We start from the raw sequence: 25,566 nt of genomic DNA on the forward strand, positions 1-25,566 counted from the left end.
TTTCAGAAATAGTGTTGAGTCAGAAACCGTATTATACTTGACAAATGGTAGAAAATACTCCACCAGAATTTATTTCTGGTGGAGTATTTAGTGGGGAACCAAATATAATTAATAGATTTTTAGTTTAAAATTTTCTTCCAGATCGGAAGAGAATTTTTTTTAAAAATGTTGTTAAATCAAGATTTATGAGTGTAGTAATAAAAAAATATATATTAAACTACTGAAAAATATTTGACATCATGATTACTATTTTCAATCTCTGTTGGTAAATTAGCTAGTCTTTTGGAAATAATTTCATGAATATCCATAATTTTATTTTTTTTGAAACTTTTGATATTTTGATAGAGAATTGTACCTCTTTCTTCTTCAGTATAGTTATTAAAAACTAAGCACTTTGGTTTTGAATTATTTTTAGACAATTGACACCCCAAACCATATGTTTTACAAAAGTCAGTAGCATCTAGCATTAGTTTCAAAATTCGTAGAGTTTGCCAAGTAATCATTTCTGATAAAAAGTAATTTTCCCCAAAGCCACGTGAATGTTTGAAACTGTGTTCAATTAGTCTTTTTTTGGTACGTGCTATGTTTGATGCTGAGACAAAATTTTGTTTCAGTTTTAGATAACAAAAAATTTCTTCATCAAGTGTCATTGGTTGAAAGCTATTCAAAGGGTCGTTGATTAATCTTGCAAAAAAAGTATTTGTAGCATTGTAGGGGTGTCTTTGTATAGTCCTAGCTTCTTCAAGTGCTTTTTGAGTCTTTTTAATAGATATATTTATTTGCTTAGTAAGATTTTCAATTCCTTTTTGAACCTTACCCTTAAAATAATTTATAATATCGGTTTCATCAATACTATTAATATTGGTAGAACTGAACAAATAGTTTATCTTTTGTTTATTTAATGTGATTTCGTATCTATAAACATCAATATCATGACATAGTTCTTCGGGAATTTGTTTATTTCTTTTAGCTTTTTTGATTTTATCGTAAAAGATATGTTTTTCATTTTTGTATTTCCCAGCTTTTAGAATTCCCTGATTTTCGTCGTTTATGATAGTAATGTTAACATTATTTGATAAAGATCTTAAGAGTAAGGCGCGTGTTTGTATATGAATTTGACGATTTGTTGCGAATGTAAAAGCTAGTTCAAGTTCCCTGTATTCAATTGAGCTAGGATAGATAGTAATTCCTGCGTTACATTCAACAAAGTTAAGAAAATTGTGTAATTTCTCTTTGAACGAGGACAGTGAATTTGTTTCAAAATTAAGTCCTCCATGATTGATTTGAACATGACAAACCAAAGAATTATCGTACGGATTTAATTTAATTTCTAGCAAACCAAAAGTAGAATTGTTAATTCGAATATATTCATATCGTGAATCAATATATTTTATAACAGTGAGTTTTTTATTTTTTTTTGAGAAAATTTGTAACTTGGTTGCGTCGAACTCTATTTCTCCTTTTATGCTAACTTCAACTCTATCTAATCCTAAGAAAGCGGTCGTGTTGGAAAAACAATCATAGATATGTTGCTCATTATTAATGAGATCTTTTTCGTTATATTTTTTTGTCATAAAAAAATATTTTCCTTTCCTTTATGACATTATGTTGTTTTTTACACATATTTCTTTCAATTTTGAAAAGCTTAAAGCGATAATGAGTGACGTGTTAACTTTTTAAGTTGGTCAGAAAAAGTAGTCTAGAATAAAATAAAAAAAAGCATAATAAAAATAGAAGGAATTTTTCTTGATTTTGTGAACTACAAATAAAACTATTTTTCTTCTATATAGTAGGTGAGATAAATAATAAAATAAGGGAGCGTTAACTTTTTAAGTTGGTCAGAAAAAGTAGTCTAGAATAAAATAAAAAAAAGCATAATAAAAATAGAAGGAATTTTTCTTGATTTTGTGAACTACAAATAAAACTATTTTTCTTCTATATAATAGGTGAGATAAATAATAAATTAAGTAAAAGAGTCAAGAGAATAATAGGTTTGCTGTTGCAATGAGAGTAAATTAAATAAAATAGAAATGAATTGATTTATAAGATTTAAAATAGAAAAGTTTCTTTTAATAATAAAGTAGGGAGTAACAAATGGAAAAAACTGTTACATATAAAGAATTAATGGAGCTCGGGTTTCCGGAGAAGACAGCTCGTAATATTATTCGTGATGCAAAACTTATTGCGGTGGAGAAGTTTAAAAAAGATAGAATTAATGATTCAAATAGTGTACAATTAATAAGATCGCCCTTTGATAATAAAAGATTAGGTATAGCTCCAAGGGATATAGTGGAGAAGCTCCTTGGAGGGATTTCGCTTTCTGAAAACAAAAAAGAAAGTGAGAAAACAGATGGTATCTAAAACAAAAAAATACCCTTGCGTTTATATTGATCAAAAAGATAGAATTTATATTAGTATTGAGCTTGGAAAAGACCCAATTTCTGGGAAAAGGGTTCAGCACAAAGCGCGTAAAACTAAGGAAGGAAAACCTTTCGAAAGTCAAAAAGAAGCATATGATGAGGTTGTTCGTATTAAATACGAAAATGGAAGAAAGTTAACTCTTGAACATTACAATATATCATTTGCAGACTATATGAAAGATATTTATTTACCTGCCTATAAACAAAAAGTTGACTTTTCTACCTATAAGACGGCGATGGCTCATCATAACCTTTTTGTAGCTTCTTTTGGAAAAAAACAGCTAAAAGCTATTACCCCTCAAGAATGTGAGTTGTTTAGAATTCGTCTTATTAATGATTATTCTAAAAATTATGCAAAGAATTTGTGGTCACGTTTTAAAGCATGTCTTGGTTATGCAGAACGGTTGGGTTATATTTCCAAACATCCATGTTTAGGGTTAGATAATCCGAAAGGTAAACATCCAGTAACTGAGTTTTGGACATTTGAAGAGTTTAAAAAGGTGATGAGAGCTTTTGATCGTTCGGAGTATGAGGATAGACATCGTTACACAACAATTTGGCTGTATTATATGACGGGGGTGCGCGTGAGCGAAGGGCTGGCACTGAAATGGAAAGATATTGATTTTGATAAAAAGCTTCTTAATGTCCATGCAACACTTGAAAAAGATGAAAATGGAAATTGGTATGCTAAGCAGCAGACAAAGACGGTTGCTGGATTGCGTAAAATTGATTTAGACGATGTAACTTTAGAAGTATTAACAGATTGGCGTGAAGTTCAAGTGCAAAATGGCGAAGATGATTATGTTTTATCTCGATTTGGTAAGCCCTTATGTAAATCAACTATTTGTCGTATTATTAAGCGACAGGCTGAGATTGTAGATGTTCCAAAGATTACTGGTAAGGGCTTGCGTCATAGTCATGCATCTTATCTTCTTAATGTTCTTAAGATGGATCCACTGTATGTTTCACATAGACTTGGTCATGCTGATAAATCAACGACTTTAAATGTTTACAGTCATTGGTATCATAATGATGTAATCGGGATTTCTGACAAAATCACTCAGAATATTTTACAATCAAAAATTTTTTAGTATCCTGCCAAAAAAACTGCCAAAATGTAAATCAACTAAATAAACTAGATAATATCAGTAGTTAGCATAAACCTGCTTCAGTTACTCTTAAATAATAAGGTAACGACTCAAGTCGCTTAATAAAGAAACCAGGGCATAAGCTCTGGTTTTTTCTATTGCTTTTAATATTTTCATTTGTTAGAATGTAGGTAATGTGCGTGCTTGTCACGCCCTTTTTCTGTGCTTTTTATGGCTCTAGCGGTTTTGCATAACTAGAAAAGATCTAAAGGCATGGTAAATGCTAAAAAGAAAAGGAGAAATTTATGGCTTATATTTGGTCTTATCTCAGGCGTTATCCTAAGTGGCTGGCGATGAATTTTACGGCGGCCATTTTATTTGTTATTGCTAACCTGGGTCTGCCGACGGTTCTTGCCAGAATGATTGACGAAGGGATTAACCGTGGAGATGCTGACAAGCTTTATGCCTATGCTTGGGTCATGTTTGGTGTGGTCTTAACGGGGATTGTTGGCCGTGTGCTTCTGGCCTATGCGGTTGGTAAGTTGACGACCACGATGGTGCAGGTTATGCGTAATGATATATATGCCAAGCTTCAGGAGTATTCGCACCATGAGTACGAACAGATAGGGGTATCCTCTTTGGTGACTCGTATCACGTCGGATGCTTTTGTTCTCATGCAGTTTGCGGATCAACTTCTCAAGCTAGGGGTGATTACTCCTTTAATGATGATTTCTAGCGTCTTCTTGATTTTGACGACAAGTCCGTCTTTGGCTTGGATTGTGGCAATCTCCTTGCCTTTCCTAGCCGTAGTTGTCTGGTATGTGGCGGTAAAAACACGTCCGCTTTCTGAAAAGCAACAAGCAACTCTTGACAAGATTAACCAGTATGCTCGTGAAAATCTGACTGGACTTCGTGTCATCCGTGCTTTTGCTAGAGAAGATTTCCAAGAGAAGAAGTTTGCCTCTGAAAATGCTGTCTATGCGGATAATTCAAACAAGCTCTTTAAATTGACTGGTTTAACAGAGCCACTTTTTGTGCAAATCATCATCGCTATGATTGTAGCTATTGTTTGGTTTGCCCTAGAGCCATTAGGTTCTGGGACTTTGGCAATCGGGGACTTGGTTGCCTTTATTGAGTACAGTTTCCATGCACTTCTATCCGTCCTCTTCCTAGCCAACCTCTTTACCATGTATCCTCGTACGGCGGTATCTAGTGAACGTCTGAAGGAAATTATAGACATGCCTATTTCTATCAATCCAAATGAAGATGGGGTGACAGAGACTGAGACTAAGGGATATTTGGAATTTGATAATGTGACCTTCGCCTATCCTGGTGAAACGGAGAGTCCTGTCCTACACAATATTTCCTTCAAGGCTAAACCAGGTGAAACCATTGCCTTTATCGGATCTACGGGTTCAGGAAAATCCTCTCTTGTGCAGTTGATTCCACGCTTTTATGATGTTACACTTGGACGCATTCTTGTTGATGGTGTGGATGTCCGTGACTACAATCTTAAGGCTCTTCGTCGCAAGATTGGCTTTATTCCACAAAAAGCTCTACTCTTTACAGGAACTATCGGGGAGAATCTCCGTTATGGTAAGGAAAATGCCAGTCATGAAGAATTGAATCAGGCTACAGAAGTGGCTCAGGCTAAGGAATTTATTGAAAGTAAGGAAGAACGCTATGATTCTCACTTGGCTGAGGGTGGTAGCAACCTTTCTGGGGGACAGAAGCAGCGTTTGTCAATTGCACGTGCGGTGGTTAAACGTCCTGATCTCTATATCTTTGATGATTCCTTCTCTGCCTTGGACTACAAGACTGATGCGACCTTGCGCCGTCGTCTAAAAGAAGTGACCCAGGATGCGACGGTCTTGATTGTGGCACAACGTGTGGGAACCATTATGGATGCTGATCAGATTATCGTTCTTGATAAGGGTGAAATTGTTGGTCGTGGTCGTCACGAAGAGCTTATGGAATGTAATGACATTTACCGTGAAATTGCCAAATCACAATTGAATCAAAAGACTCTGACGGAAGACTAGAAGGAGGTCAAAATGAAGAATAATAAAATGAAAACAACTCATTCCTCAAGTTTTGGCCGCCTTTGGTCATACTTACAGGTTTATCGTTTCCCACTTTACCTAGCTATTTTCCTGAAAATTATTAGTGTCATCATGAGTGTTCTCGAACCTGTGGTCATTGGTTTAGCCATTACGGAACTGACTAAAAATACACTGGACATATCCAAGGGTGTGGAAGGTGCCCATATAAACGTTTCCTATGTTGGTGTGGTACTGGTCTTTTACTTCTTGCGTGGTCTCATCTATGAGTTGGCTTCTTACTTTTCCAACTATTTTATGACCAATGCTGTGCAAGCAACGGTTCAGGATATGCGAAATGAGATGACTGAGAAACTCAATCGTACCTCAGTATCATACTTTGATAAGCATCAATTTGGAGACCTTTTGGGTCGCTTTACTAGTGACGTTGAGACAGTTTCGAATGCCTTGCAGCAGTCATTCTTGCAGGTTGTCAATGCCGTCTTTACTCTAGCCTTGGTTATTGGGACAGTGCTTTATCTTAATCTTCAGTTGGGAGCTGTGGTTGTTATCACTATTCCCATTACTTACTTTGGCGCTCGCTTCATTATGAGTAAGTCTCAACCTTACTTTAAGCAGCAGGCTGATGCCCTAGGTACTCTTAACGGTTTTGTTCAGGAAAATCTGACAGGTTTTAATGTGCTTAAACTTTTTGGGCGTGAGGATAGATCTTTAGAAGACTTTAAAGAAATTACGGAAGACCTTCAAAAGGTAGGTTTTAAGGCCAATTTCATTTCAGGTCTCATGATGCCTGTCCTTAATGGTTTATCTGACATGACCTATCTAATTGTCGCTGTCCTAGGTGGTTTGCAAGTCTTGGCTGGTCGCTTGACGATTGGTAATATGCAGGCTTTTGTTCAGTACGTTTGGCAGATTAATCAACCTATTCAGAATTTGACTCAGTTGGCTGGACAATTGCAGAGTGCTAAATCTTCCTTGGACCGTATTTTCCAACTGATGGATGAACCAGACGAGGCTAATGATGCTACTGAGGTGCTTGAAGGAGATTTAACTGGTCAAGTTAGCTTTAATCATGTGGACTTCCAGTATGTCGCAGATAAACCTTTGATTCGTGACTTTAATCTTGAGGTTAATCCTGGTGAAATGGTGGCCATTGTCGGTCCTACCGGTGCTGGAAAATCAACGATTATCAATCTTCTCATGCGTTTCTATGATGTTACTGCAGGTTTTATCTCGGTTGATGGTCATGATATACGTAACTTGTCGCGTCAAGATTATCGTAAACAGTTTGGTATGGTGCTTCAGGATGCTTGGCTCTTTGAAGGAACTATCAAGCAAAATCTTCGTTTTGGTAATCTTGAAGCAACTGACGAAAAAATTGTTGAGGCTGCTAAGGCTGCTAATGTGGATCACTTTATCCGTACGCTGCCTGGTGGTTACAACATGGAAATGAACCAGGAATCAAGTAATATTTCACTGGGACAAAAGCAGCTTTTGACCATAGCCCGTGCGCTTTTGGCTGATCCTAAAATCCTAATTTTGGACGAGGCAACCTCATCGGTTGATACCCGTCTGGAACTCTTGATTCAAAAAGCCATGAAAACCCTCATGCAAGGTCGAACAAGTTTTGTCATTGCTCACCGTTTATCAACGATCCAAGAAGCAGACAAGATTTTGGTCCTTAAAGATGGACAAATCATTGAACAAGGTAACCATGAATCTCTCCTTGCAGATAAAGGCTTTTATTACGATTTGTATAATAGTCAATTTGCGGAGAAATAAACAAGAAAATCCATCAGTTCATAACTGGTGGATTTTTTCTGAATGTGACGAGCAATAAGAGAGACTTCTCCCGTAGGGGAAAGTCTCAAAATAACTATTATTTCTCTGCACGTCGTGTGACGAACATGGCATCTCCGAAACTGAAGAAGCGGTAGCGTTCTTGGACGGCGTGTTTGTAGGCATCGAGGACGAATTCACGACCAGCAAAGGCTGAAACCAACATCACCAAGGTTGATTTTGGAAGGTGGAAGTTGGTTGAAAAGGCATCTACGACTGTGAATTGGTAGCCTGGTTTGATAAAGATATTGGTCCAGCCTGAGTCGGCTTGGAGTTGACCATCGTACTTATTGCCGATTGTTTCCAGTGTTCGGATTGAGGTTGTTCCGACAGCAACAATGCGACCTCCAGCAGCTTTGACACTATTGAGGGTATCGGCCGCTTCTTGGCTGAGGGTGTAAAATTCTGAGTGCATCTCATGTTCGTCGACATTATCGACAGAAACAGGTCGGAAGGTTCCCAGTCCAACGTGGAGGGTGAGGTAGACTAATTTTACGCCTTTAGCTTCAATTTTTTGAAGCAATTCAGGAGTGAAATGGAGGCCAGCTGTTGGAGCAGCAGCAGAGCCATTTTCTTTGGCATAGACCGTTTGGTAACGGTCGCGGTCTTTCAATTTTTCGTGGATATAAGGTGGCAGTGGCATCTCACCCAAGCTTTCCAAAACCTCAAGGAAGATACCGTCGTAGCTAAATTCTACGATACGTCCGCCGTGATCCAGTTCCTCAGTGACAGTGGCAGTCAAGCGACCATCACCAAAGCTGACTTTAGCACCTACTTTAAGGCGTTTGGCTGGTTTGGCCAAAACTTCCCATTGATCACCTTGGGTATTTTTCAAAAGGAGAAATTCCACGTGGCCGTGTGTATCAGGTTTTTCACCATAGAGACGGGCAGGAAGCACGCGCGTATTGTTCATAACCAAGGCATCGCCAGGGTTAAGCTGGTCAATGATGTGGTCGAAGTGGGTATCAGTCATTTCCTTGGTGACAGGATCGATGACCAAGAGTTTAGAGGCATCACGTTGTTCCAATGGGGTTTGGGCAATCAGTTCCTCTGGTAGTTCAAAATCAAAATCGTTTGTATTCATTTGTTTCCTCGTTTAAAAATTTTCAGCCTTTTTATTATAGCACGATATAGGGCGACAGTCATTAAAGGAGTTGAGTGAAAGCGCTTGACAAAAGGGGTAAAAAAAGAGATAATAAAGAAAATGGTATATACCAATATCGAGGTGAATAGAATGAAAAAGATTTTAGTTAAAAATCAAGTTGAGGGAGGCAAAGTTGCCTTCGATCTTCTTAAAGAGAGCCTTGCAGCGGGTGCTCAAACATTGGGGTTGGCTACAGGTAGTTCACCTATCGCCCTCTACCAAGAGATGGTTGAAAGTGACTTGGATTTTTCGGAACTTTACAGTGTCAATTTGGATGAATATGTTGGTCTAGCACCTGAACATGAGCAGAGTTACCATGCTTTCATGCAAGAACATCTTTTTAATGCCAAGCCATTCAAAGAGAGCTTCTTGCCTGATGGCATGGCTGAAGATTTGGAGCAGGCGGCTAAGGACTACGATGACATCTTGTTACACCATGCCATTGACTTGCAAATCTTAGGAATTGGAAGTAATGGACATATTGGTTTTAATGAGCCAGGTACGCCTTTTGATAGTCAAACCCATGTGGTCGACTTGACTGACAGCACCATTGAAGCTAATAGCCGTTTCTTTGCCAGCCGAGACCAAGTCCCTACAAAGGCTATTTCAATGGGGATTGCTTCCATTATGGCTGCTAAGAAGATTATCTTGTTTGCCTATGGTGACAAGAAGGCAGATGCCATTTTCAAGATGGTCAAGGGTCCGGTGACAGAGGAAGTCCCAGCCAGTGTCTTGCAACATCATCCAGATGTGACTCTTATCTTGGATGAGGCAGCTGCTGCGAAATTGTAATACTATCTTGTGGAAAAAATCGCACGAAACTCAGGTTGAGGCATTTGGCACTCAGCCTTTTTCTTTTGTGAAAATTCTCCTCCAAACAAATCAATTGCCTAGTCCTCTTTGATAGCGCTATAATAGTTAAGTTGATTTTGATTTTCAAACAACAGATATAGATATTTCATAAAGAAAGAGGAAATACAATGGCAAAACCTATTCGAGTATTGCTTTATTATAAATACCTTCCCATCGAAAACGCTGAGCAATTTGCGGCTGACCACTTGGCTTTTTGTAAATCAATCGGTCTCAAAGGCCGTATCCTAGTTGCTGACGAGGGGATCAATGGAACGGTTTCTGGTGACTATGAAACCACTCAAAAATACATGGACTACGTTCACAGCCTTCCAGGGATGGAGGACCTTTGGTTCAAGATTGATGAGGAAGAAGAGCAAGCTTTCAAGAAGATGTTTGTTCGTTACAAGAAGGAAATCGTTCACCTTGGTTTAGAGGATGATAACTTTGATAGCGACATCAATCCACTTGAAACGACAGGCGCTTACTTGTCACCAAAAGAGTTTAAAGAGGCTCTTTTAGATGAGGATACTGTTATCCTTGATACACGTAACGACTATGAATATGACCTTGGTCACTTCCGTGGAGCCATTCGTCCTGATATTCGCAACTTCCGTGAATTGCCACAATGGGTCCGCGACCATAAAGAAGAGTTCATGGACAAGCGCGTGGTTGTTTACTGTACGGGTGGTGTCCGCTGTGAGAAATTCTCAGGGTGGATGGTCCGTGAAGGCTACAAAGATGTTGGCCAATTGCATGGTGGTATTGCGACTTATGGAAAAGATCCAGAAGTTCAAGGTGAGCTTTGGGATGGTAAGATGTATGTCTTTGACGAGCGTATTGCCGTTGATATCAACCATGTAGATCCTATCGTTGTTGGTAAGGATTGGTTCGATGGTACACCTTGTGAACGCTATGTCAACTGTGGTAACCCATTCTGTAACCGCCGTATCCTTGCTTCTGAGGAAAATGAAGATAAATACCTCCGTGGTTGCTCACACGAATGCCGTGTTCACCCACGCAACCGTTATGTCTCTGAAAATGGTTTGAGCCAAGAAGATGTTGTCGAACGTCTTGCTACTATTGGTGAGAGCTTGGATGTAACACCTGCTTAAGTTAAACGAGTTAAGAAGCTGAGAGAAATCTCGGCTTTTTATTTTGCAAATTATTTCTAAAAATATGACAGATATATATTGCAAATAGAAATATATAGTGTATAATATAAATGAAAAGAGATGGTAATCACAATTGATTTCGAAGAAAATATCAGATATGCTGAAAAGGAGGGGTCATGTGGCAAAGAATTTACGCTTAAAAGCAGCACGAGCAGAGCATGATATGACTCAGGGTGACTTGGCTGAAGCGGTAGGTGCAACAAGACAAACCATCGGATTGATTGAAGCTGGAAAGTACAATCCCAGCCTAGCCTTATGCATTGCTATTTGCAAAACACTGGATAGGACTTTGGATCAACTGTTTTGGGAGATTTAGGAAGGAAGTAAAGATGATGAAATTCAAACTGCTTAATAATGAGGTTACAGATGAACGCGAAAAAGCTCTAGGTAATAAAGTTGCTGCCGAATGCTATTACATAATGATTGCAGGGACACTGGCGTGCCAAGTCTATAGTACCTTCTTTAACAAGGGTGTTATTACCTCTAATTACTTGGCCTTTCCAATGTTGATAGCATGGATTTGGTCTATTTATAGAGCTGAACGTCTTGCTGTAAATGCTTTTGGAAGTTCGAGGATGACAGTCTTAGGTTGTTTACTGGTGACAGGGCTTATCACCCTTATTATTATGACAACTAACTATCAGTACAACCACAATGTCTATCATAATAATCCCTTGGATCCTAGATATCTCATGACTTGGCCACTTACTTATATTTTGTATGCTCCCTTTGTTTTTTTTATGAATTGGGCTCTCGCTGCACTGGGAAGATATGAGAGAAGACGTCTTGAAAAACAGCTAGATGATTTGGAGAATGAAGAATAAATAGTGTTAGAATCAGACCAGACTTTTGGGTCTGATTTTATTATGTTATAATGGGTCCTAAAACTAAGGAGGTCACGTATGCTACTAACTGAATTTGATGCCAATCGACAAGCGATTATCAATCCCGAGGACTTGAATGAGCCTCTTGAGGGTTTTCCTAAAATAGCTGTGTCCTGTTTTTCTCGTTCGACCTTTCAACGAATGCTTGAGATGTTTCCCCATGAACTTATCTATGAAACGTCCATGGCGAATGTGGCTATTCCGATTTATAAGCTTGTTATTGCTGAGCATGAGTTGGCTCTTTTTAATGCACCTGTAGGTGCCTCTGCCTGTGTGGCTATTTTAGAGGATATTTTTGCCTTGGGAGCTGATAAACTTGTGCTCTTTGGTACTTGTGGGGTGCTTGATGAAGATATTAAAGAGACTTCTATTATTATCCCTAGTCATGCCCTGAGAGATGAAGGGACGAGTTTTCACTATGTGGAAGCTAGCGATGAGATTGAGGTAAATGTGAGTGTTTTAGACCGTTTTCGTTCCTATCTCAATGAGCGTAAGATTTCTCATAGGGAAGGTAAGGTTTGGACAACTGATGGCATTTATCGTGAAACGAGTGGTAAACTCAAAACTCGAAAGGCAGCAGGAGCTATTTGTGTGGATATGGAGTGTTCTGCAGTTGCAGCTTTAGCAAAGTTTAGAGGTGTTGAGATCTGCCATTTCTTCTATGCTGCGGATCACCTTTCTGAAGGTAATTGGGATGCCCGTAACTTGATGAATCATGCAGATTTGGATGAAAAGGACAAGGTAGCTTTATTAGCTTTAGAGTTTGCGTGTGACTGGAGTGAACTTTAAATATTCTACTTTTCAAGTCTCTTATTTGTAATCATTCTAAATAACTGTTATAATGTTTTTAGAATGATTCTAAATAAGGAGTAAACAATTGGAAGATAAGAATTTTGCAGAACGTTTAAATATTTTGAGAGCTGGCGTGTTGGGTGCCAATGATGGCATTATTTCTATTGCGGGAGTGGTTATCGGTGTGGCCAGTGCGACATCTAACATTTGGTTTATCTTAATTTCAGCCTTGTCAGCGATTTTTGCCGGTGCCTTTTCAATGGCAGGTGGTGAATATGTCAGTGTGTCAACGCAAAAGGATACCGAAGAAGCTGCTATCGCTAAGGAACAAGCCCTTTTGCATCGCTCACCTGAGGCAGCTAGAGAAAGTTTATATCAAACCTTCCTCAGCCAAGGAGATTGCGAAACGGCAGCTGAAGTTAAGGTCAATCAGGCCTTTAGTAAAAATCCTATCAAGGTCATGGTTGAGGAAAAATATGGAGTTGATTTAGAAGAAATCACAAATCCATGGCATGCTGCTGTCTCTAGTTTCTTTGCTTTTTCAGTGGGTTCTTTACCACCGACATTGGCTATCCTGCTTTTCCCAGAGCCTTACCGTATTCCTGTAACGGTGGTGGTGGTTGCACTGACCTTGATCTTGACTGGTTATATCAGTGCCAAACTTGGGAAAGCGCCTGTTAAACAAGCTATGATGCGTAACTTGACAGTAGGACTCTTGACCATGCTCGTGACCTATGTGGTTGGGCAAGTCTTCCATGTGAATGTGTAATTGTTAGTCATATGAGTCTACCTTTTAGGTAGGCTTTTTTTAGTCTACTAGACCATACTTATCCATGGTACAATAGGGCTATGCGTTTAGATAAATTATTAGGCCAGGCGGGCTATGGTTCTCGCAATCAGGTCAAGAAGCTCATTCGTAGTCGGCAAGTCTATGTGGATGGTGTCTTGGCGGATAGAGATAATCTTAATGTGGATGCTAGTCTTCAAACCATTACGGTTTCTGGTAAGGAACTGGAGCATGCGCCAGAAGTTTACTACCTTATGAATAAGCCATCAGGGGTGGTATCAGCTCGAAAGGACAAGGAACACCAGACAGTCATTGATTTGATTAGGCCTGAGGATCAGCGAGAGGGCCTTTATCCTGTGGGGCGTTTGGATAGGGATACGGAAGGTTTGGTGCTGATTACCAACAATGGTCCCTTGGGCTTTGCCATGCTTCACCCACGCTATCATGTGGCTAAGACTTATTATGTTGAAGTTAATGATGTTCTTGGGTCTGATGCACCTGCATTTTTTGAGTCTGGTGTTGTCTTTGAGGATGGGACTGTTTGTAAATCAGCTCAGCTGGAAGTTTTAAGTTCTGCAAGTAACAAGAGTTGCGCTCGAGTCACGATTTCAGAAGGCAAGTTTCACCAAATCAAAAAGATGTTTTTGGCTTATGGGGTAAAGGTGACCTATCTCAAGCGTATCTCTTTCGGAGAGTTTAAGCTTGATGAAGGGATGGCAGTAGGTTCCTACCGAACCTTGACCGAAGCAGAAAAAGCAATCTTGCGTACTTATTTGGGTTAGTCGCCCTATGTGGGTTAAGGTGCGATAGAAACTTTCAATCACCTGATAAGCCTATCTTATCACTAGTCTTAATACTACAATACCTATAATGACAGTGTTTTTTTAGAGGTATAAGAAATACTTATGGACTACTATAACTATTTTTGATTTCTCAAGTGTCGTTTCTGGTGGTATGATGGAATCAATTCGATTGAGAGTTTCAAAAAAGGATTGACAATTCAAAACCAATCAGAGAGGGAGGTTCATTATGACAGAAGCATTTTACGATCATTTAGCAAAGACGCGTCATCAGATTCATCAACATCCAGAGGTTTCTGAGGAGGAGCATGAGACGACAGTCTTTTTGAAAGCTTATTTGAAAAATTTAGGTATTGAGCCTTTAAATTATCCTTTGAAGACGGGACTCATCGCTGAGATTGGGTCAGGTCATCCGATTATTGCTTTGCGTGCTGATATTGATGCCCTACCGATTAAGGAAAAGACAGGACTTCCCTATGCCAGCGATAATGGTGCCATGCATGCTTGTGGTCATGATTTTCACCAGACCTCTCTGCTTGGAGCTGCTCAGCTTTTAAAAGAAAGAGAAGCAGAGCTTAAGGGTACTGTTCGACTGATTTTCCAACCGGCCGAGGAAAATTTCCAAGGGGCCTATCAGGTCATTGAAGCGGGCGGTATTGAGGATGTGTCAGCTATCATCGGTTATCACAATAATCCTCACTTAAAACCTGGTCAGCTTGGCCTTCGTTCAGGTGCTATTATGGCGGGCGTGGAGCAGTTTAGGGTTGATGTCAAGGGTGTTTCGTCCCATGCGGCTCGTCCTGACTTGGGTGTGGATACGGTCTTGGTCACTACGACTATCATTAATAATTTACAGCAAATTGTGGCTCGAACGGTATCGCCCTTTGAATCAGCTGTCTTGTCAGTCACTCATATCGAAGTTGGAAATACCTGGAATGTCCTTCCGGCATCGGGCTTTTTCGAAGGAACGATTCGTACTTTTGAGCCTAAGGTTCGTGAAGATGTCATTGCCCGCTTTGAAAAGGTAGTTCAGGCAACAGCAGACCAGTTTGGTGCTAAAGTTGACATCACTTGGGGCAATTCACCTTACGTGACCTACAATGACCATGCTCTGACACCACTCATCTTTGAAAATTCTAAAGCATTCGCAGAAGTGATTGAAACGCTACCATCAACAGGTGGAGAAGACTTTGCGGCTTATCAAAAGGAAATACCAGGTGTCTTTGCTTTTATCGGCTCTAATGGTGAGGAGGATGCACCAGACTGGCATCATGATGATTTCCTTGTGAAAGATGAGGCCTTGCCAGTAGCCGTTAATTACTATGTGGAAAACGCACTTTTCCTACTTGATTATTTTAAGGCGAAAAACGAATGACTACTCCCTTAATTGGAATTACTAGTAATGAAAAACCTGTTGCGGAAGGAAAATCGTTCATCCAGACTTTCTCTTGGGCCATAAGCAATGAGCAGACCAAAAGCTCCTTGATTATTTTGTTAAGAGTTTTTCATAAAGCTTAAGGATTTTAAATTGGTGCTGCTTTTGAAACTGAAAAGGAGGATGTGCTTAAGGAAAAATAATCTTTTGATCATTTAGTTTACAACTTAAGAGCCCAGCCGCTTGGTTGGGCTCTTTTGTGGATTGTTTAGATAGTTATAGGAGTATGATTCTAAGATCATACAATAGCGGAGATTTTTTTCTCTTGATTTTTTGAGGGATTTTAGATAAAATGAAAGCGTTATCATCACTGAAAGATAGATCGGAAGTGGTTAAGCGATTCGAATAATCCTTTACCTTATGACTTCCGAATGAGGAGAAAATATGTTAATTGGTATTCCAAAAGAAATCAAAAATAACGAAAACCGTGTAGCCCTGACACCTGCAGGTGTCCAAAGTCTTGTGGCTAAGGGACATGTAGTGTTAATCGAAACAAATGCAGGCCTCGGCTCTGGTTTTTCTGATGCAGATTATGCAAAACAAGGTGCTAAAATTGTTGCAACTGCTGCAGAAGCATGGGCGGCAGAGCTTGTCGTTAAAGTTAAGGAACCACTTGCTGCTGAATATGGCTTCCTTCGCGAAGATTTATTACTCTTTACTTACTTGCACATGGCCGCAGCTCCAGAATTGGCAGATGCTATGGTCAATGCTAAGACAACAGGTGTTGCCTACGAAACTGTTCGTAGCCAAGAGGGGCATTTACCACTTTTGGTTCCAATGAGTGAGGTTGCAGGACGTATGGCCGTACAAATCGGTGCTCATTTCTTGACTAAACAAGAGGGTGGATCTGGTGTCCTTTTAGGAGGTGTACCTGGAGTTCCTAAAGGAAAAGTTACTATTATCGGGGGTGGTGTCGTAGGGACACATGCAGCCCGTATTGCCCTTGGACTTGGAGCCCAAGTAACGATTCTTGATATTAGCGCCAAACGTTTGTCTGTCCTTGAGGAAGTCTTTGGTAGTCAAATTCAAACCCTTATGTCAAATCCGTTCAACATCGAAGCTAGTGTCCGTGATGCTGACGTGGTTATCGGTGCAGTTCTTATCCCAGGTGCTAAAGCGCCAAAACTTGTTACTGACCATATGGTTAAACAAATGCGTCCAGGTTCTGTGATTGTTGACGTTGCCGTTGACCAAGGTGGAGTTGTTGAGACTGCAGATCGCGTGACAACTCACGATGAGCCTGTTTATGAAACACATGGTGTCCTTCACTATGCTGTTGCTAATATCCCAGGTGCAGTAGCACGTACATCAACGATTGCGCTTACCAATGTTACCCTTCCTTATATCGAAGCTCTTGCAGGAGTAGGCTTCAAACAGGCCGTTGAAAATGATGAAGGCCTTCGTCAAGGGGTAACGACTTACCAAGGTCACATCACTAGCCAACCTGTTGCAGAAGGATTGAACAGAAGCTACACAGCTATTGACGAATTGCTATAAGTTTATAATTCTATCAGAATGAAAGAGAAGTCACACCATGATTTGGCGTGACTTTTTTAGTTAGGATAAGAGGTGCTCGTGTGTTTGGTAGTTGATTGTCAAGTGTCCACAAAGCTTAGAACTGTTTATTTTTTCTAATTTAGGTCTTATTTTATGCTATAATGAGTAGAAATATTAACATTAGCAATGAGTATCTATGACTCTTTCTATTTTTACTTAAAAAATGCGCTCATAAGGAGGTTTTATCATGGCAAATCATATTCGCGTTTTTACAGCAATTATTTTCTCTCAGCTTGTCGTCTTTTATTTTGGTATTCAAATGGATGTATCATTGACCGAGCTTCTACTTACAGTAGGTGTGGCATCCCTGTTTGAAATGATTTATCATGTGGTGCTTGCTCGTAAGATAGGAGCAACTATTTCTTTCAAAGCTTTTTGGAAAAACTGTGAACAACTCTTTAGAAAAAATGCTGCGGTCTTCATTTTTTTAGTTTTTTACCACATAATTTTCAAAGGTGGGGATTTCGTGTCCCTTATTATTTGGCAACTTATTTTTGTCGTCTTGGTGACCACTGTCATTTTGGCGTCAAATGATGTACCGGAATCACGATAATACTTAGATGTTGCAATGAAAGAGTATAGATAATGTTTAGTATTCAAAGAAATCATCTGTCAGAACAGGGCGTTGACTATATCACTTTTGGTAAGGGAAACAAAACTCTCATTATCATTACGGGATTAAGTTTGCAACGATTAGGTGATATGTCCAATCTTGCTATTTACTCACTATTTTCTCGATACGCTAGGGAGTACAAGGTCTATCTTTTTGATAGAAGGGACCATATCGAAGAAGGTATTACTATTGAGGATATGGCGGATGACCTCTATCAGTCCTTGCAAGAATTACATATTGATAATGCCTCTATTATAGGCATATCACAGGGAGGCATGATTGCTCAGCTATTTGCTATCAAATATCCTCAAAAGGTGAAAAGTCTAGTATTAGCCCTGACACTTTCTCGCAATAACACTATAGAGAAACCATTGGCGGGTGGATAGAGATGGCAGAAAAGGGTGATATGGTTAAGCTTAATAAGGATTCCATGAGTAAGTCATTTTCGTCTCCTTTGTTAAAAAAGTTATATCTGATTAATAAGCTATTTTTAAAGTCTGTGAGTAAAGAAAAACGCAATCGCTTTGTTCGTTTAGCCAAGTCAATTCTAGCTTTTGATTGCTATAAATCACTTGATAAAATCACCTGTCCTACGCTTGTTTTAGGAGCTAAAAAAGATCTGGTTCTGGGTGTGGAAGGTGCAAGAGAACTTGCTAACAGCATTCCCCATGCTTCCTATTACGAATTTGATGGACTGGGGCACGCAGCTTACGTTGAAAGTAAGCAATTTAATAGAATCGTACTGGAATTTCTACGAAAGAATTTTTAGGCAGCAAACTCATATAAATAAAGTTGGACTACTCACTCTCTCAAAAAAATAGTAAAAAAGTTATTTATTCATTTTAGATTCATCTTTCTTGGCTAAAATAAAATCATCAAGAGAAACTTGATAAGTTAATAAAAAGAAAGTTGGAACATATCATGAAAAAAACATTTAAACAAAAAGCATTTATCACACTTACAACTCTCACTCTTTCAGGTCTTGTCTTCAGTTCAGTAGTGGTATTTGCCAATACTGATAAGGCTACAAACAACACTGAGACAGGAACTAACTCAAGTTTGACGGTTGATCAGGCCAAAGAAAAAGCTCTCAATGAATCAAAAAGTGGTCAGGTAATCGGTTATGAGCAAGAGGCTAAGTCTGGAAAAACTGTTTTTGAAATCACGATACTTGATGGTCAAAATGAGAAGGAATACAAAATTGATGGCCAGACCGGAGATGTCTTGAAGTCTAAAACTAAAGATTTGACCAAGGATGAGGATGATAAGCAATTGATTGATGCTAGTTACAAGATTGATTTAGCTGAAGCTGAAAGCCAAGTGAAATCTAAATATCCTAATGCGACTATTGAAAAAGTACAGTTAGATGTAGAGGATAACACGCTCGTCTATGACGTTAGTATAACTGAGGGGAACAAAGAAATTGATCTTGAACTTGATGCTAATACAGGCAACCTTGTAGAAGAAGACATTGAAACAGACAATGATTAATTATTGTTATAAAAACAAAAATCTCGACTAGCCTTTAACTAGCCGAGATTTTTTATACGAACATGGTATAATATGAGATAAGTGAATGGGAGTAGATGTCTATGAAAATATTAGTAATTGAAGATGAAGTTGACTTGAACAGAAGCATAGTGAAGTTATTAAAGACACAAAAATACAGTGTTGATTCGGCTTATGATGGTCAAGAGGCATTGGATTACATCAAAGTTTCACAGTATGATGTGATTATTTCAGATATTATGATGCCTAAATTAGATGGTTTGGGTGTATTGTCCTACTTGAGAAATCATCATATTAAGACACCGCTTTTGTTGTTAACGGCTAAAGATACACTAGAGGACAAGGTGACTGGTTTGGATGCTGGTGCGGATGACTATCTCGTAAAGCCTTTTGAATTCGATGAATTATTAGCTAGAATTCGTGTTATGCTTCGAAGAGATAATAGAGAAAACCTAACCAGTAGAGTCGTTTTTGGAGACTACTGCCTGGACTTTGTCAAAAAGACCTTGACTCAAAATGGCCAGCTGATTGACTTAACCGCCAAGGAATTTTCGCTTCTTGAGTGTTTGGTTAGACATCCGAATCTTGTTTTAAGTAGGGAGCAGATTCGCGAGCATATTTGGGATTTTGATTATGTGGGAGAATCCAATATTATCGATGTGCTAGTCAAGAATATTCGAAAGAAATTGGGCGATCCATCAATCATTCAGACAAAGAGGGGGATGGGCTATGTTTTCAAAAATGAAGAATCACACTAAACAACCCTCTATTATTTCGAAGGTAACACTTTGGTATACAGTGTTTGTCTCCTTACTATTTATTGTCATGTTTGTGGCCTCTTTTATCATATCGGGAACTTGGTCTGACTATGTGTCACGAAGTGAATTGGAACAAGAAACGGTAGGATTGTCCACGGACCTTGAAGACTTTGAGTCCTTTGATGATGGTATTTATTTCGCCCTTTACAGTCAAAATAAAGTCTTTGAAAAAGGGTCACTCCCAAGTGGTTTTGATGTGAATGCTTCATTTGAGTCTGGAAAATTATCTACCTACAAGGGATCACAAACGAACTATTATTATTACGATGTTTATAATGCTAAAAAAGGGAAGTGGATTCGGGGTGTTAGGACCGCATCTGGACTCAGTAAGGAATTAACCTTGTTTTTAATTTCCTTAGCCATTCTTGCTCCTATTTCAATTCTTGGTATGACATGGATGGGACGTCGAATTTTAAAACGAGCCTTTTTGCCAATTAAGGATGTCACTCAGATGGCAGAAGAGATAACAGAAAGTAGAGATTACACTAAACGAGTTTCTTCTTCCTATAAACAGTCTTATGTTGAAACGACGCGATTGACCAAGGTTTTTAATGGCATGATATCTTCGGTCCAGTATTCTTTTGATAAAGAAAAGCAGTTCAATCAAAATGTTTCTCATGAACTTAGGACACCCCTTTCTGTCATCTTGTCAGAAAGTGAGTTCGGTTCAAAATATGCTGATAGTTTAGAAGAATCAAAAGAATCGCTTGCTATCGTCAATCGTCAAGCAAAATTAATGAAAAACATGACGGAGCAAATTTTAGAGTTATCTAAAACACAGCAACTCAATTGGACTGATTTAGACCGACTATCTCTGTCAAACCTGGTATCAGAATTTTGCCAGGCACAAGAAAGAAAGTGGGCAGAATCAGCTATTCATGTTAAAGTAGCCATCGAACCCAGTTTATGGATAAAGGGTGAGAAGTTACTCGTCATCCGAATGCTCGATAACCTACTTAGTAATGCCATGAAATATACTCGTACTAGTATTTCCATTACTCTTGAAAGGGAGGACAATCAGGTTCTTTTAAAAGTGGTAGATGATGGTATGGGTATCTCAGAAGATCAGCTCAATAAAATCTGGGACCGTTTTTATCAGGTCGAAGATTCTCGAAACAAGTCACTTAATAGTGGGGTTGGCTTAGGGTTATCCTTTGTCAAAGACATTGCAGAGTTACACCGGGCCGAACTTGATATTCAGTCTAAAGAAGACGTTGGTAGTAGCTTTATGATTCGTTTCCCTCTATGTGATTAGGGATATTGGATGAGTCTAAAAAGTGGTTATTTCTAGCTAGACTATTTTGAAGACTTACGGTTTAGCTGCTATATTGAACTAGGGGGAGGTTCTTAAACTTCCCCTTTTTATTTTCCGGTTCAGATAAGTGCAGTCTGAAAAATTAAATGATAGAATGGCAGTAGATAGGAGGATACAGAGATGTTAAACTATGATTTGATTGTTATCGGTTTTGGTAAAGCCGGTAAAACGTTGGCTGCTAAGATGAATGCGGCTGGTAAGAAAGTTGCTGTCATCGAGCGCAGTAAAGCTATGTATGGTGGTACTTGCATTAATATTGCGTGTATCCCAACCAAGACTATGATTGTAGCGGCTGAAAAGGGCTGGTCATTTGACGATACCATGAAAGAACGTGGTGCGGTGACTAGTCGTCTTAATGCTAAGAATTATAAAATGTTGGCAGACAATGGCGTTGATGTCATTGATGCAGAGGCACATTTCGTGTCAAATAAGGTTATCGAAGTGGTGGCTGGTGATGACCGTCAGGAGCTTACAGCTGAGACTATTGTCATCAATACAGGTGCTGTGTCTAATGTCTTACCTATTCCTGGGTTGACAACAGCTGAGCATGTCTACGATTCAACTGGCATTCAAACCCTTGAAGCCTTGCCAAAACGCCTAGGTGTCCTAGGTGGTGGTAATATCGGGCTTGAATTTGCTGGCCTTTATAACCGTTTGGGAAGCCAAGTGACTGTCTTGGATGCAGCGACTAGCTTCTTGCCACGTGTAGAGCCATCTATTGCTAAGTTGGCCAAGGAATACATGGAAGAGGATGGCATTGTCTTTGAGCAAGGTGTTAAAACTTCCGAAGTTAAGAATGATGGTGATGAAGTTGTCGTTGTTACTGATAAAGGGGACTTCCGTTTTGACGCACTCCTCTATGCGACAGGACGCAAGCCTAATATTGAACCTCTTCACTTGGAAAATACCGATATCGCTTTGACTGAACGTGGTGGTATCCAGGTTAATAAGCATTTGGAAACAAGTGTTCCGGGTGTCTTTGCAGTGGGTGATGTTAATGGTGGACTTCAATTCACTTACATCTCATTAGATGATTTCCGTATTGTCTTTAATTACTTAACGGGTGATGGTAGCTATAACCTTGAAACACGTGGAGCTGTTCCAACTGCTATGTTCCTCAATCCACCTTTGGCTCAAGTTGGCCTTACTGAAGATCAAGCCAGAGCAGCAGGTGGACCAGTTGCTGTCAAGGAACTTCCAGTTGCTGGCATGCCTCGTGGTCATGTGAACGGTGATTTGCGTGGTGCCTTCAAAGCTGTAGTAAATCCCGAAACTAAGGAAATCTTGGGAGTGACCCTCTTTGGTCAAGAATCTCATGAAATTATCAATTTGATTACCCTAGCTATGAACCATGGTATCCCATACACAGATTTGGCTAAGCAAATCTTCACTCACCCAACTATGGCTGAGAACCTAAACGATTTGTTTGCGATATAACATGAAAAGAGCTGAGAGGCTCTTTTTTAATATAGAAGAAAAATTTTTTAAGACTTTCCTTAGGTGATTCCGGTCGTCAGCGACCTTCTTCGAAGTTCCATGACTAATTTTTGAGCCTAAGGTCTCAAAAATTCCGAGTTCCTGAAACTATTATGTTTCAGGAACTTTTCTCACAGCGGAAAGTCTTGTAAAAAGTAAATCTCAAATCATAGGTTAATCTATTTGATAATTGCTATAGAAATATTTGGCCAGATTGTGTTCCAATTTTTCTTTTTCACTCTCTCGTTATAGACCGTTTGTCGTTCTTTATCTGAAAAGTAATGTGGTGTGGGTGAGACTCTGAAGTTAGTCAAATCGTCTGTTCCGAAAGGAATAAATACCTCTAGTTCCTGATTGTCATTTAGTCTAGCAGCTATGGCAGTACATTTTTCGGGAAATTTTGAAACAGCATCTGTAGAGCTGATATACTTTTCAGTATTAGGACTGTGAATGTTCATATGACCAAGAAAGTACGAGTGGGCAAGGTTCACAGAGACAAGGAAGACCAAACAGTGATTGGTTTACTTCTTGCTAAGGAAAAGCGATTAGAACTTTATCCAGTTGGGGGACTTGACCGTGATACAGAAGGTCTGGCACTTATCGCAGTTTGACAGATGATGAAAAAGAGATTTTAAAAGGTTGCTTAAACTAGCTTTAAAGAGGATTTAGACCTATCACAGCTTTTTTATCGGTGATTAATGATTTCAAAGACTTGATAGCTTTCTTTTATCACCCCATATTATGTTTAAAACCCGATACCTACGCTATTTTTGAGATATATAAGAAAAATTTATGGCAGACCATAAGTTTTTTTGATTTTTCAGGTAAGGAGCAGAATGGTATGATAAAAACAATTTAACTAAAGCTTGATTTAAAACTGTGAAAGTAAGGTAGTAGATGACAAAAGTCTTTTATGAAAGTTTGTGAAAGATACGCCATCAACAGGAGGAGAAGACTTTGCGGACTATCAAGAAAAGTTCCAGGCGTCTTTGCTTTTGTTGGCTCTGATGGAGAACCAGATGCACCAGATTGGCATCATGATGACTTTATTGTCAAAGATGAGGCTTTATCTGTAGCAGTTCATTATTATGTTGAAAATGCCTTGCTCTTGCTTGATTATTATAAGGAGAAGAATCAATGACCATTCCTTTAGTAGGGATTACAAGTAATGAAAGACCATTTACCGAAGGTAGTCCTATTATTCATTTATCAGTTAGTACCTTGTTTGCTGATGGAGTCAAACGAGCTGGGGGTATTCCCGTTTACTTGCCTATTAGCAATCCAGAATTGGCACATGACTATGTAAAAAAGATTGATAAGTTAATTTTATCTGGCGGCCAAAATGTAGATCCCAGTTTTTACGGTGAAGAGAAAAAGACTGATAGTAAAGATTACTTCTTAGCGAGAGACATTTGGGAAGAAGCTCTCATTAAGGAAGCTTTAGCCCAGAATAAACCGATACTCGGTGTTTGTCGTGGGATGCAACTTTACAATGTAGTGACAGGTGGTACCTTAAATCAAGACATCAAAGGACATGGAGATCTGCCACCTTTTGAACTAGCGCATAAGATTACGACGGATGAAGAAAGTCAGCTACGAAAAATCTACGGAAAAACACAAATCGTTAATTCGGTTCACCGTCAGAGTCTAAAAGATGTGGCTTCTCATTTGAAGGTGACTGCAAGGAGTCAAAATGATGATGTGATTGAAGGTGTCGAAAGTCAATCCGGCCACAAGTTCATTGGTGTTCAATGGCACCCAGAATTCTTGCTAGGTCATAAGGAGCTGGCAGATCAAGGGTTGTTTGACTATTTTGTTAAATCGTTTTAATTAGGAATTAGGAACTAAAAGGAGAAAAATCGCACTAGTATCAGGAACGCTTTTCTTGGCAGGGCTTTTCTTGGTCGGTTGCTCATCAAAAAAAGAAACAGCTAAAAAAGAGATTACCATGGCGACAGTAGGAACGACAAGACCTTTTTCTTATGCAGATAGTAAGGGAGAATTGACAGGTTATGACATCGAATTAGCGCGTGCGATTTTCAAGGATTCTGATAAATACACCCTCAAATTCCAAAAGGTTGAAGGAACTGCGCAATACCCAGGTCTTGATGCAGGAAAATTCGATATGCTTGGAAATAATACCAGCTATACAAAAGAACGTGCCGAAAAATACCTTTACTCTCTTCCAACAGCCTCAACACCATCAGTCTTAGCTGTTGATAAGAAATCTGATATCAAGAGTATCGATGATATTGGAGGACACTCATCACAAGCGGTATCAGGAACAACAACAGCTCAATTTTTAGAAGATTACAATAAAGAGCATGCAGACAAAGTAACCATTGATTATACGAATGAAGATATCACTAAAATCCTTCACAATGTTAATGATGGAAAATATGATTTCAAAATTTTTGATGCCCCATCTGTCAATTCGATTATCAAAGATCAAGGTCTTGATAACTTGAAAACGATTGATATTGCTTCTGATGATGTTCCTTATATTTACTACATCTTTACTAAAGATAACGAAGACCTACAAAGTTTTGTGAATAAACGTATTAAAGAACTTTATGCAGATGGAACCATTTCTAAATTGACAAAGAAATTCTTTGGTGCTGATTATGCTCCTAAAAAAGAGGATATTGAAAAATAAGAATAACTAAACAAAATGATTACTCTTATCAAGCAAAGGCCACGTTTGTTTGATTGTCTTTTAAAACTATCAAGTCTAGCCAATTGGCTAGACTTTTTGTGTCTCTTTAAGTTACCTAGCACATCTATGCAAGTCTTATTCTTTCGTGATAAAAGAACGCTCTTTTCAGAAGAGGCATACGAGCTAATCACTCTGATCACTCTAGCTGTAACTCGTCGTATTCTTTATACGGATTTGTCTAAACAGATATTTACTCACCCAACGCTGGCTGAGGATTTGAAGATTTATTTGCGATTTAAAAACCAAAAAAACGAAAATGAGTGCTAGCTTTTGTCTAGACTCATTTTCG

24 protein-coding genes and 4 pseudogenes are annotated in these 25,566 nt (G+C 39.0%); 25 read left to right on the forward strand and 3 right to left on the reverse strand.

Going from position 1 to position 25,566, the window contains the following annotated elements; genetic code table 11:
* Positions 1-212: 212 nt before the first annotated feature.
* On the reverse strand, positions 213-1,574 hold the full coding sequence (locus RWZ99_RS02725; protein WP_175063632.1) for a hypothetical protein: 1,362 nt from the start codon (positions 1,572-1,574) through the stop codon (positions 213-215).
* 520 nt (positions 1,575-2,094) lie between these two features.
* Here RWZ99_RS02725 and RWZ99_RS02730 point away from each other — a divergent pair.
* The 4 genes and pseudogenes from RWZ99_RS02730 (at position 2,095) to RWZ99_RS02745 (ending at position 7,350) form a co-directional block, all read left to right on the forward strand.
* Positions 2,095-2,361, forward strand: a complete 267-nt coding sequence (locus RWZ99_RS02730; protein ID WP_037610862.1) for a DUF3173 family protein — start codon at positions 2,095-2,097, stop codon at positions 2,359-2,361.
* Positions 2,351-3,576 (forward strand): annotated as a pseudogene (locus RWZ99_RS02735) (tyrosine-type recombinase/integrase). Before RWZ99_RS02730 ends, RWZ99_RS02735 begins: the two are co-directional and overlap by 11 nt.
* 237 nt (positions 3,577-3,813) lie before the next feature.
* Positions 3,814-5,550, forward strand: a complete 1,737-nt coding sequence (locus tag RWZ99_RS02740) for an ABC transporter ATP-binding protein (protein WP_314676209.1) — start codon at positions 3,814-3,816, stop codon at positions 5,548-5,550.
* Positions 5,551-5,562: 12 nt separating this feature from the next.
* On the forward strand, positions 5,563-7,350 hold the full coding sequence (locus RWZ99_RS02745; RefSeq protein WP_314676210.1) for an ABC transporter ATP-binding protein: 1,788 nt from the start codon (positions 5,563-5,565) through the stop codon (positions 7,348-7,350).
* Between the two features lie 97 nt (positions 7,351-7,447).
* Here RWZ99_RS02745 and queA read toward each other — a convergent pair whose 3' ends face one another.
* A complete protein-coding gene (gene queA, locus RWZ99_RS02750) occupies positions 7,448-8,491 on the reverse strand; it encodes a tRNA preQ1(34) S-adenosylmethionine ribosyltransferase-isomerase QueA (RefSeq protein WP_314676211.1) in 1,044 nt (347 codons plus the stop codon).
* A 150-nt stretch (positions 8,492-8,641) separates the two neighbouring features.
* On the opposite strand from queA, the gene RWZ99_RS02755 reads away from it, so the two are divergent.
* The 16 genes from RWZ99_RS02755 to RWZ99_RS02830 all read left to right on the forward strand — a co-directional run bounded on the left by RWZ99_RS02755 (position 8,642) and on the right by RWZ99_RS02830 (position 22,522).
* Positions 8,642-9,343: a glucosamine-6-phosphate deaminase gene (locus RWZ99_RS02755; RefSeq protein WP_314676212.1), complete on the forward strand. Its 702-nt coding sequence runs from the start codon at positions 8,642-8,644 to the stop codon at positions 9,341-9,343.
* 188 nt (positions 9,344-9,531) lie between these two features.
* Positions 9,532-10,515, forward strand: coding sequence for a rhodanese-related sulfurtransferase (locus tag RWZ99_RS02760; RefSeq protein WP_314676213.1), 984 nt, complete (start codon positions 9,532-9,534; stop codon positions 10,513-10,515).
* Between the two features lie 178 nt (positions 10,516-10,693).
* A complete protein-coding gene (locus RWZ99_RS02765) occupies positions 10,694-10,891 on the forward strand; it encodes a helix-turn-helix transcriptional regulator (protein ID WP_014621323.1) in 198 nt (65 codons plus the stop codon).
* Positions 10,892-10,904: 13 nt separating this feature from the next.
* Positions 10,905-11,399: a DUF6773 family protein gene (locus RWZ99_RS02770; RefSeq protein WP_314676214.1), complete on the forward strand. Its 495-nt coding sequence runs from the start codon at positions 10,905-10,907 to the stop codon at positions 11,397-11,399.
* Positions 11,400-11,477: 78 nt separating this feature from the next.
* Positions 11,478-12,248 (forward strand): nucleoside phosphorylase, encoded by a 771-nt coding sequence (locus RWZ99_RS02775; protein WP_314676215.1) that lies wholly within the window; start codon positions 11,478-11,480, stop codon positions 12,246-12,248.
* Positions 12,249-12,336: 88 nt separating this feature from the next.
* The gene (locus RWZ99_RS02780) at positions 12,337-13,020 is read left to right on the forward strand and encodes a VIT family protein (RefSeq protein WP_314676216.1); all 684 of its coding nucleotides are present in this window, start codon (positions 12,337-12,339) and stop codon (positions 13,018-13,020) included.
* Positions 13,021-13,100: 80 nt separating this feature from the next.
* Entirely contained in the window at positions 13,101-13,820 is a 720-nt protein-coding gene (locus tag RWZ99_RS02785; RefSeq protein ID WP_314676217.1) for a pseudouridine synthase, read from the forward strand.
* 247 nt (positions 13,821-14,067) lie between these two features.
* Positions 14,068-15,213, forward strand: a complete 1,146-nt coding sequence (locus RWZ99_RS02790) for an amidohydrolase (protein ID WP_314676218.1) — start codon at positions 14,068-14,070, stop codon at positions 15,211-15,213.
* Positions 15,214-15,657: 444 nt separating this feature from the next.
* Entirely contained in the window at positions 15,658-16,770 is a 1,113-nt protein-coding gene (gene ald, locus RWZ99_RS02795; protein ID WP_314676219.1) for an alanine dehydrogenase, read from the forward strand.
* A 247-nt stretch (positions 16,771-17,017) separates the two neighbouring features.
* Positions 17,018-17,383, forward strand: a complete 366-nt coding sequence (locus RWZ99_RS02800) for a hypothetical protein (RefSeq protein ID WP_314676220.1) — start codon at positions 17,018-17,020, stop codon at positions 17,381-17,383.
* A 32-nt stretch (positions 17,384-17,415) separates the two neighbouring features.
* Positions 17,416-17,829 carry an alpha/beta hydrolase gene (locus tag RWZ99_RS02805; RefSeq protein ID WP_314676221.1) on the forward strand — a complete coding sequence of 138 codons (414 nt, stop codon included), beginning with the start codon at positions 17,416-17,418 and terminating at the stop codon, positions 17,827-17,829.
* Positions 17,830-17,831: 2 nt separating this feature from the next.
* Positions 17,832-18,212, forward strand: coding sequence for an alpha/beta hydrolase (locus tag RWZ99_RS02810; RefSeq protein WP_314676222.1), 381 nt, complete (start codon positions 17,832-17,834; stop codon positions 18,210-18,212).
* Positions 18,213-18,364: 152 nt separating this feature from the next.
* Positions 18,365-18,934, forward strand: a complete 570-nt coding sequence (locus RWZ99_RS02815) for a PepSY domain-containing protein (RefSeq protein ID WP_314676224.1) — start codon at positions 18,365-18,367, stop codon at positions 18,932-18,934.
* Positions 18,935-19,035: 101 nt separating this feature from the next.
* Positions 19,036-19,710, forward strand: coding sequence for a response regulator transcription factor (locus tag RWZ99_RS02820; protein ID WP_314676225.1), 675 nt, complete (start codon positions 19,036-19,038; stop codon positions 19,708-19,710).
* Positions 19,682-21,025: a HAMP domain-containing sensor histidine kinase gene (locus RWZ99_RS02825; protein WP_314676226.1), complete on the forward strand. Its 1,344-nt coding sequence runs from the start codon at positions 19,682-19,684 to the stop codon at positions 21,023-21,025. The genes RWZ99_RS02820 and RWZ99_RS02825 overlap by 29 nt, the downstream gene beginning before the upstream one ends.
* A gap of 180 nt (positions 21,026-21,205) precedes the next feature.
* Positions 21,206-22,522, forward strand: a complete 1,317-nt coding sequence (locus RWZ99_RS02830) for an FAD-containing oxidoreductase (protein ID WP_314676227.1) — start codon at positions 21,206-21,208, stop codon at positions 22,520-22,522.
* A gap of 218 nt (positions 22,523-22,740) precedes the next feature.
* Here the strand turns inward: RWZ99_RS02830 and RWZ99_RS02835 are convergent.
* Positions 22,741-23,022: pseudogene (locus RWZ99_RS02835) on the reverse strand (nucleotidyltransferase family protein); the annotation flags it as partial.
* On the opposite strand from RWZ99_RS02835, the gene RWZ99_RS02840 reads away from it, so the two are divergent.
* The 5 genes and pseudogenes from RWZ99_RS02840 to RWZ99_RS09380 form a co-directional block, all read left to right on the forward strand.
* Complete coding sequence (locus RWZ99_RS02840) at positions 23,020-23,172, forward strand: hypothetical protein (protein WP_399556045.1); 153 nt, start codon at positions 23,020-23,022, stop codon at positions 23,170-23,172. The pseudogene RWZ99_RS02835 and the gene RWZ99_RS02840 sit on opposite strands and share 3 nt — an antisense overlap.
* A 312-nt stretch (positions 23,173-23,484) precedes the next feature.
* Positions 23,485-23,702, forward strand: a pseudogene (locus RWZ99_RS02845) (amidohydrolase); the annotation flags it as partial.
* Positions 23,699-24,391: a gamma-glutamyl-gamma-aminobutyrate hydrolase family protein gene (locus tag RWZ99_RS02850; protein ID WP_314676228.1), complete on the forward strand. Its 693-nt coding sequence runs from the start codon at positions 23,699-23,701 to the stop codon at positions 24,389-24,391. The pseudogene RWZ99_RS02845 and the gene RWZ99_RS02850, both read left to right, overlap by 4 nt.
* Before the next feature lie 55 nt (positions 24,392-24,446).
* The gene (locus RWZ99_RS02855) at positions 24,447-25,217 is read left to right on the forward strand and encodes a transporter substrate-binding domain-containing protein (RefSeq protein WP_314676229.1); all 771 of its coding nucleotides are present in this window, start codon (positions 24,447-24,449) and stop codon (positions 25,215-25,217) included.
* A 156-nt stretch (positions 25,218-25,373) separates the two neighbouring features.
* Positions 25,374-25,516 (forward strand): annotated as a pseudogene (locus RWZ99_RS09380) (FAD-containing oxidoreductase); the annotation flags it as partial.
* Between the last annotated feature and the right edge of the window lie 50 nt (positions 25,517-25,566).

Source organism: uncultured Streptococcus sp. (assembly GCF_963545685.1).
In the GTDB taxonomy this organism is placed as follows: domain Bacteria; phylum Bacillota; class Bacilli; order Lactobacillales; family Streptococcaceae; genus Streptococcus.

Excerpts from the sequence above, each read along its gene's own strand:
- RWZ99_RS02770 (WP_314676214.1), top strand. The coding sequence starts at position 10,905 with ATGATGAAATTCAAACTGCTTAATAATGAGGTTACAGATGAACGCGAA.
- queA (WP_314676211.1), bottom strand. The coding sequence starts at position 8,491 with ATGAATACAAACGATTTTGATTTTGAACTACCAGAGGAACTGATTGCC.
- RWZ99_RS02775 (WP_314676215.1), top strand. The coding sequence starts at position 11,478 with ATGCTACTAACTGAATTTGATGCCAATCGACAAGCGATTATCAATCCC.
- RWZ99_RS02825 (WP_314676226.1), top strand. The coding sequence starts at position 19,682 with ATGTTTTCAAAAATGAAGAATCACACTAAACAACCCTCTATTATTTCG.
- RWZ99_RS02745 (WP_314676210.1), top strand. The coding sequence starts at position 5,563 with ATGAAGAATAATAAAATGAAAACAACTCATTCCTCAAGTTTTGGCCGC.
- RWZ99_RS02810 (WP_314676222.1), top strand. The coding sequence starts at position 17,832 with ATGGCAGAAAAGGGTGATATGGTTAAGCTTAATAAGGATTCCATGAGT.
- RWZ99_RS02790 (WP_314676218.1), top strand. The coding sequence starts at position 14,068 with ATGACAGAAGCATTTTACGATCATTTAGCAAAGACGCGTCATCAGATT.
- RWZ99_RS02830 (WP_314676227.1), top strand. The coding sequence starts at position 21,206 with ATGTTAAACTATGATTTGATTGTTATCGGTTTTGGTAAAGCCGGTAAA.
- RWZ99_RS02785 (WP_314676217.1), top strand. The coding sequence starts at position 13,101 with ATGCGTTTAGATAAATTATTAGGCCAGGCGGGCTATGGTTCTCGCAAT.
- RWZ99_RS02805 (WP_314676221.1), top strand. The coding sequence starts at position 17,416 with ATGTTTAGTATTCAAAGAAATCATCTGTCAGAACAGGGCGTTGACTAT.
- RWZ99_RS02730 (WP_037610862.1), top strand. The coding sequence starts at position 2,095 with ATGGAAAAAACTGTTACATATAAAGAATTAATGGAGCTCGGGTTTCCG.
- RWZ99_RS02815 (WP_314676224.1), top strand. The coding sequence starts at position 18,365 with ATGAAAAAAACATTTAAACAAAAAGCATTTATCACACTTACAACTCTC.
- RWZ99_RS02755 (WP_314676212.1), top strand. The coding sequence starts at position 8,642 with ATGAAAAAGATTTTAGTTAAAAATCAAGTTGAGGGAGGCAAAGTTGCC.
- ald (WP_314676219.1), top strand. The coding sequence starts at position 15,658 with ATGTTAATTGGTATTCCAAAAGAAATCAAAAATAACGAAAACCGTGTA.
- RWZ99_RS02840 (WP_399556045.1), top strand. The coding sequence starts at position 23,020 with ATGACCAAGAAAGTACGAGTGGGCAAGGTTCACAGAGACAAGGAAGAC.
- RWZ99_RS02740 (WP_314676209.1), top strand. The coding sequence starts at position 3,814 with ATGGCTTATATTTGGTCTTATCTCAGGCGTTATCCTAAGTGGCTGGCG.
- RWZ99_RS02850 (WP_314676228.1), top strand. The coding sequence starts at position 23,699 with ATGACCATTCCTTTAGTAGGGATTACAAGTAATGAAAGACCATTTACC.
- RWZ99_RS02725 (WP_175063632.1), bottom strand. The coding sequence starts at position 1,574 with ATGACAAAAAAATATAACGAAAAAGATCTCATTAATAATGAGCAACAT.
- RWZ99_RS02800 (WP_314676220.1), top strand. The coding sequence starts at position 17,018 with ATGGCAAATCATATTCGCGTTTTTACAGCAATTATTTTCTCTCAGCTT.
- RWZ99_RS02760 (WP_314676213.1), top strand. The coding sequence starts at position 9,532 with ATGGCAAAACCTATTCGAGTATTGCTTTATTATAAATACCTTCCCATC.
- RWZ99_RS02820 (WP_314676225.1), top strand. The coding sequence starts at position 19,036 with ATGAAAATATTAGTAATTGAAGATGAAGTTGACTTGAACAGAAGCATA.